At 47.7% G+C, this 7,078-nt stretch carries 7 protein-coding genes; 3 read left to right on the forward strand and 4 right to left on the reverse strand.

The features are described 5' to 3' along the window. From ABY436_RS17965 to ABY436_RS17975, 3 genes are all read right to left on the reverse strand, one after another. On the reverse strand, positions 1-1,304 hold a 1,304-nt coding region (locus ABY436_RS17965; protein WP_372740308.1), incomplete at its 3' end, for an ArnT family glycosyltransferase. Next, positions 1,297-2,331: a glycosyltransferase family 2 protein gene (locus ABY436_RS17970; protein WP_372740309.1), complete on the reverse strand. Its 1,035-nt coding sequence runs from the start codon at positions 2,329-2,331 to the stop codon at positions 1,297-1,299. The genes ABY436_RS17965 and ABY436_RS17970, both read right to left, overlap by 8 nt. Then, positions 2,328-3,290, reverse strand: a complete 963-nt coding sequence (locus tag ABY436_RS17975) for a lysylphosphatidylglycerol synthase transmembrane domain-containing protein (protein ID WP_372740310.1) — start codon at positions 3,288-3,290, stop codon at positions 2,328-2,330. The genes ABY436_RS17970 and ABY436_RS17975 overlap by 4 nt, the downstream gene beginning before the upstream one ends. A 99-nt stretch (positions 3,291-3,389) precedes the next feature. On the opposite strand from ABY436_RS17975, the gene ABY436_RS17980 reads away from it, so the two are divergent. Then, positions 3,390-4,229 carry a 23S rRNA (adenine(2030)-N(6))-methyltransferase RlmJ gene (locus ABY436_RS17980; RefSeq protein ID WP_372740311.1) on the forward strand — a complete coding sequence of 280 codons (840 nt, stop codon included), beginning with the start codon at positions 3,390-3,392 and terminating at the stop codon, positions 4,227-4,229. Positions 4,230-4,283: 54 nt separating this feature from the next. Here the strand turns inward: ABY436_RS17980 and ABY436_RS17985 are convergent, their stop codons facing one another. Beyond that, positions 4,284-4,550, reverse strand: a complete 267-nt coding sequence (locus ABY436_RS17985; protein WP_372740312.1) for a hypothetical protein — start codon at positions 4,548-4,550, stop codon at positions 4,284-4,286. 430 nt (positions 4,551-4,980) lie between these two features. Between ABY436_RS17985 and ABY436_RS17990 the strand changes: the two genes are divergently transcribed. Next, positions 4,981-6,702, forward strand: a complete 1,722-nt coding sequence (locus tag ABY436_RS17990; RefSeq protein ID WP_372740313.1) for an acetolactate synthase 3 large subunit — start codon at positions 4,981-4,983, stop codon at positions 6,700-6,702. 2 nt (positions 6,703-6,704) lie between these two features. Further along, a partial coding sequence (ilvN, locus tag ABY436_RS17995; RefSeq protein ID WP_372740314.1) for an acetolactate synthase small subunit occupies positions 6,705-7,078 on the forward strand: 374 nt, incomplete at its 3' end.

Consider the following 7,078-nt stretch of genomic DNA (forward strand, 5'->3'; position numbering starts at 1 on the left):
AACGGTAGTAATAAAAAATTAAACATCAGCATGCTTCCGGCAGCGCCTGCAAGAAGGCGGGCCGGATAGCTTGTGTTTTTGAAAAAATATAATCCAACGATCAATAACAGACCTGATACAGTGACTGCCTGAAAAGCAGTGTTGTACTCTGTTGTGGCGAGTTCAAGTACTGCTTTATCAAAAGGTTTGTTCGATTGCTCAGCCGCGTAGCCGGAAAGTAAAGGAAGTAGGCTGACAAGCAGAATAGTCAGTGCAGGTGCTAATAATGACCAGAACCCGGCATTGAGAAGGTGTCGTGCCATCAAAAAGAGTATCGGTGTAACCCCATACAGAATGTAATGCGGCAGTTGTGTTTTAGAAAATGAGAAAATAACCAGCACTAAAAGAAACCACGTGATCAGGTATAGCTCTAGTCCTCGTGGTCGCTGTTTAAACAGTGACTTGATGACAGGGGCAATCAATCCTGTAAAAGGCACGAGTAATAGTGGCAGCAGCATTATGTAGTAATAGGGCTTACCACCGTGGCTTTCCATCGTTGTGCTGAAGCGATCAATATTATGTTTCAGGTAGAAGCCTTTAAAGAACTCCCAGCCCTGATCCAGATAGACGGCGATATGCCAGGGCAAAACAATCACTATAAAAGTGATAATAATGATCGGGTGAAAAACGGCTTTAAGCCAGTCTTTAAAGCGACCTTCAAAGGCGAATAAAACCAAACTGGCAATCAGAGGCAGTGCGCAGGCAATCGGGCCTTTGGTGAGAAAGCCTAATCCCAGCCAGATACCGATACGCAGCAGAGTGGCGTTATCGGCGCGCTGGAAATACCGATAGATATCGAAGAAAGTTGCACATAACAGGAAGTTCAGCAGCGCATCGGCAATGGCGGCTTTAAAGATAATACTGGCTAAGGGCAGGGATGCTAATAACCATACCATCAAGCGTGCTTCGGTATCGTCTCTTTGTTCTTTGACAAAACGATAACTGATCCAGATCCAGGCCAGTGCCGCTAAGCAGGACGGCAGTCGCAAACTGAAAGTGTTGAGGCCAAAATTAGATACGCTGAGCGCCTGGAGCCAGTAAATTAAAATGGGTTTATCGTGTCTGGGCACCCCATTCATGTAGGTTGAGATCCAGTTGCCGGTTTCAATCATTTCGCGTGTGGCGGTGGTGAAGGCACCTTCATCCAGATCAAACAGTGGTAACCAGGCGGCATAACCAAACGTGCTGACCAGTGCCAGTAATATGAGTACGGGAGTTGAGAGCAGGAGCTTGATTAGCCCTTCCTGTGGCAGCGAGTTATTCACACCAACCCCTCACAGCAGGAGCGCTGGCCGATGGGCGGACAGGCATTTTTGCGTGAGCCGTACTGCGGGTGAGTATCTCAGCCAGAACGCCGGTAGTTATCAATTGTGCACTGGTCATGACAAAGAGGATGCCGGTGAAGAGTAATGGACGATTGCCGATATCTTCTCCCATAAAGATTTTTACCCCAAACAGGTAGGTCAGAATAAGACCGCCAATGGCACCTAAAAACAGCCCGATTGAGCCAAAGAAATGCCCGGGACGTCGCGAAAAGCGCATGAAGAAAAATACGGCTAACAGGTCCAGAATAACGCGGATGGTACGCGAGATGCCGTATTTTGATTCGCCGAACTGACGGGCACGATGGTTAACCGGCATGTCACTGATACGATCCGGAGAGGTGACGCAGGCCACCCATGCCGGAATGAAGCGATGCATCTCACCAATTAAGTGCACTTGCTTGATAACCCAGGAGCGGTAAACTTTCAGGCTGCAGCCGTAATCGTTAACATAAACGCCGGTGTTTTTGCGGATTAGCCAGTTGGCGATGCGTGACGGTAATTTACGGTTGATGGCACCGTCCTGGCGATCTTTACGCCAGCCGCTGATCATATCCAGATCGCGTTCTTCTAGCGCAACAATCAGCTTCGGAATATCGGCAGGATCGTTTTGCAAGTCTCCATCCAGTGTGGCAATCAGATCGCCGCGTGCAGCATCAATACCTGCCTGCATCGCTGCCGTCTGGCCAAAATTACGCGCAAAATGGATCGCGTGTACATGGTCGCCATACTCAGATACGGCTTTATCCAGCGCCTGGGTAGTTCCATCGTTACTGCCATCATTAACAGCGATCAATTCCCATTGGCCCGGATAGTCTTTTAGTGCGGCGTGTACCTCTTCCATGAAGGGTTTAATGTTTTCCTCTTCATTATAGAAAGGTACAACCACTGAAAGGCTCTGGTTACAAGGGTTGTCAGCAACGGTGTCGGTTGATGTCGTGTCAGTTGGCGTGTCAATTATGTCGATCATATTGAGATATCCTCTCTCGTTGGCTTGGCAACGGGAATCCAGAAACATAACAGGGCAAAGAGTGATGTTGCCCCTAGTATAAACAGGTGTAAATTGACCGCTAGCCCCAATACTTCAGTACTGAGAAGTCCTATGGGGGCGAGACCGGCCATAAAGGCGGCTTCGAAGCTACCGCTACCAGCAACACCATGGATGGGTAATATGCTGCTTAGTTCCGCGCCCAGCACTCCAGCCAGCGCTTCAAAAACGCTGAGTGATTGCAATGCGCGGGTGATCATTATTAAAGAGGCAAGTTTGCAACCCCAGGAGAGAAACGTCCAGATGATAACCCGGAAAAGTTGCCGGCGATTTTGAGGGGCTGTATTTTTAAGCTGGCTTATCATCGGTTCAATTTTAGGGTAAAAAGAGTGCTGAATCAGCCATTGTCGCCCTTTGGTTCGGTACAGGGCGTAGAGTAAAAGCATGAAGAGTGTGCCAAGTACGACAGCTAATAATGAAAAAAGAGGAAAAAAGTAGCTGAAGGTCACCGCTACCAGAGCGCCGGCGATGATCAGATCCAGAACTCTTAGCCAAATGAGGCGTGCAAAACCTTCAGCAAAACCAACCGCAAAGTAGCGTTTCATCAAAATTGGGAATAATCCCTCTCCTAAACGCATCGGCAGCATGTTATTGGCATAAAGATGAAGGACGCTTAATTTAAGTACGCTGATGAACCGCCCCTTTAAATCGGGTTGGCATAGATCGTATATGCGCCAGGCGCGCAACAAGTAGCTGGCGGCGAACAGTATGAGTGCAGGTATCAGGGTGCTCAGTGGCATGGTTTTCCACTGGGCGAACACAGCCGTCCACCCTACGATATATTCGACCGTTACCAACATGGCAATAAAGATCAGAATGCCGACGGTCCAGGGAAGTAGCTTTCGCTTGGAAAACAGCTTGTATTGGGTAGCGTTTTGCATAGATAGTTACGAAAAATGACAAAGTTGAGCATTGTACCTTTTGCATAGATGAGATGGCAGCGATAATAGGCGCAAATCTAATTAAGTAGGGGTGCTAAGGTGCTTAGCTATCAACATGGCTTCCATGCCGGTAATTTTGCGGATGTGCATAAGCACATGATATTGGCGTTAATACTCGAGGCCCTTAATCTGAAAGATAAGCCCTGGAGTTATCTTGAGACCCATGGGGGGTGTGCCCTGTATGACTTGGCCGACGACAAAGCACAAAAAACCGGTGAGTACCTGGCAGGGATAGGTAAACTCTGGAATAAGCAGGATATGCCCGATGCAATCCGCCCTTATATAGCGCAAGTACAAGCGGTGAATCAGGATAAAGAGTTGAGGTTTTATCCAGGCTCGCCATCAATTGCATCGATGCTGGCACGTGCTTCTGATCGCCTTGCTGTGATGGAGTTACATCCGGCGGAATACCAGCAGGTAAAACAACATTTCAGAGGCCTGGCTCAGGTGGCTGTACATCATCGCGATGGTTACGAAGGGGTACTATCTATGATGCCGCCTAAACCTAATCGGGGACTGGTGTTTATTGATCCCTCTTATGAGGTGAAAACTGAGTATAAGCAGGTCGCAAAATTTGCTCAGCAATTGTTGGCTCGCTGGTCAAATGGCAGTATTGCAATCTGGTACCCTATTTTAAAAGCGGGTCAGCACCAGGACATGATTAATAATATTGTGGCTTCGGGAGTTCGCAGAGTATTTCAGTCCGAATTTTATGTACAGGATTCAGGCTCGCAACGCATGTCCGGCAGTGGCATGTTGTTGATTAACCCGCCGTGGCAACTGGATCAGAAAATTGCCACGGTAATGCCCTGGCTCTATCATATGCTGGCGCAGCCAGAAGTAGACGAGCCACAAGAAAGATGGCTCGTGCCGGAGTAGCTTTGAAAAAACGCGGCCCTATTAATCGTGGCCCTTTTAATAAAACAGGGCTTATTAATAAAGGGCGGTTTCATCCCTCACGATCTCTTTTAGCAGATCCAGAAACAGTTCATCGGCCTCGCTGTGCTCTGCCGGAATTTTCACGTTAGTCAGTGATGATAGTTCGTCCGCGATGAGTACATTAGCGTTTGGGCTTTTAAGATGCTTGCGGGCAATGTCTTTGGCTATCGTGCATATTTCAGGTTCAGAAAATACCTTGCGAATGAATAGGGTGAGTTCTTTAATGACTCGCTCTTTGTTTTTAATTTGTGCAACACTCATGGGCCAATCTCCAGTAATTTTTTCAGACAATATAACCTGACTTTTGTCTATGTGCATCTGCTGTATGCAAAGCGTGTTCCTGAGGTTGATCAATAGTACGCAAAATGAGAGAATGCTGGGCTATTTTTCTTCGCTCGTTTGCAGTAGGGGACCCCGAAACAAATGGCGAAACTAATGTTGGCTAAACAGTTCTCAGGATTGTTTGGAACAACATTGAGTAAGCACTACCCAGCTTAAGTTTCAGAAGGTCTGCCGGTTAAGAGATCCTTAGCCTGCATTCATCCGGACATGGGCCAATACACATGGTGTGCTTTTGGTTTTCCGCTGTTCTTGCGTCATCATCGCACAGCGGCCTGAACATGTTCATTATTGCAGAATCTCTGAACTGTTTACTCACCGACGAGATCGGTGTCGACTAGAGGGTAAGAAAGTGGAATTACTATCAGGCGCAGAAATGCTTGTTCGCGCTCTTCGTGATGAGGGTGTGAAATTTATCTATGGATATCCGGGCGGAGCGTTGCTTCATGTCTATGATGCAATTTTCCAGCAGGATGAAGTAGAGCATATTCTGGTGCGCCACGAGCAAGCAGCAACACATATGGCTGATGCCTATGCGCGCGCGACCGGTAAGGCGGGTGTTGCGTTAGTGACATCTGGGCCTGGCGCAACCAATGCAGTAACGGGTATCGCAACGGCGTATATGGATTCAATTCCTATGGTGGTCATTACCGGTCAGGTAATGAGTCATCTGATCGGTGAAGATGCGTTTCAGGAAACGGACATGATCGGTATTTCCCGTCCGATTGTGAAGCATAACTTCAGCGTACGAAGTGTAGAAGAAATCCCTGAGATTATTCGTAAAGCATTTCATATTGCAGAAACGGGTCGTCCCGGGCCGGTTGTGGTCGATATTCCTAAGGATATGACCAACCCAACGGATCGTTTTCCGTATGTATTCCCCAAGCAAGTCAAGCTGCGTTCATATAACCCGGTGACCAAAGGCCATAGCGGACAAATCAAGAAAGCGTTTGATCTGTTGATGAGTGCTAAGCGCCCGATTATCTATACGGGTGGTGGTGTCATTATGGGCGATGCCAGCGAGGAATTAACCGAATTGGCTCGAGCGCTGAATTATCCTGTTACCAATACCCTGATGGGGTTGGGGGGGTATCCGGGAACGGATCCGCTTTTCGTTGGTATGCTCGGTATGCATGGCAGTTATGAAGCCAATATGGTGATGCATCACAGCGACTTGATTCTGGCGATTGGTGCACGTTTTGATGACCGTGTAACCAATGGTGTTGATAAATTCTGTCCTACCGCCAAAATTGTTCATATAGATGTGGATCCGGCTTCAATCTCGAAAACTATTCGCGCAGATGTGCCCATTGTTGGTCCTGCAAAAGCGGTTCTTGAAGAGATGCTGCAGCTGCTGAAAGCCAGTAAAAAGACGCCGGATCAGGAAGCCAATAAAACCTGGTGGGCGCAAATTAATGAATGGCGTACACGTCATGGTGGGCGTTTCCTTACCGACGATTCTGAGTTGATGAAGCCTCAACAGGTTATCGAAATGCTCAGCAAAGTAACCGGCGGCGATGCTTATGTCTGCTCGGATGTAGGGCAGCACCAGATGTTTGCGGCGCAGTACTATAAGTTTAATAAACCGAATCGCTGGATTAACTCGGGTGGCTTGGGCACGATGGGGTTCGGCCTGCCGGCAGCAATGGGTGTGAAAATGAACTTCCCGGATGCTGATGTTGCCTGTGTGACGGGTGAAGGTAGTATCCAGATGAATATTCAGGAGTTATCGACCTGTAATCAATATGACATTCCAGTCAAAATCATTTGTCTGAACAATGGTTCGTTAGGCATGGTGCGTCAGTGGCAGGATATGAACTACGAATCCCGTCATTCTCAGTCTTATATGAAGTCGCTGCCTGATTTCGTCAAGCTGGTGGAGTCGTATGGTCATGTCGGTATTAAGGTCGATAAATATTCTGACTTGGAAGCCGCAATGGTAAAAGCCTTTGCTATGAAAGATCGTCTGGTGTTTATGGATATTACGGTTGATCCACATGAGCATGTCTACCCTATGCAGGTACCGCGCGGTTCTATGCGTGACATGTGGCTGAGTAAAACGGAGAGGACTTAAATATGCGTCATATCATTTCTGTTCTTCTTGAAAACGAACCGGGTGCACTGTCTCGCGTAGTGGGTTTGTTCTCTCAGCGTAACTTCAACATTGAATCGCTGACCGTTGCGCCAACCGATGATGAGACACTGTCACGTTTGACCGTAACCACGGTAGGTGATGATAGAGTTGTTGAGCAGATTACTAAACAGCTCAATAAACTGATCGATGTGGTTAAAGTTGTTGATCTGACCGAAGGCGAACACATTGAGCGTGAATTGATGATGATCAAGTTCAAGGCAGCGGGAGCATTTCGGGCGGAAGTTAAGCGTACCGCTGATATTTTCCGTGGGCAGATTATCGACATTACGCCTAATACTTATACCGTGCAGTTGGT

It is taken from the genome of Neptunomonas sp. (assembly GCF_041601355.1).
GTDB lineage: Bacteria > Pseudomonadota > Gammaproteobacteria > Pseudomonadales > Balneatricaceae > Neptunomonas.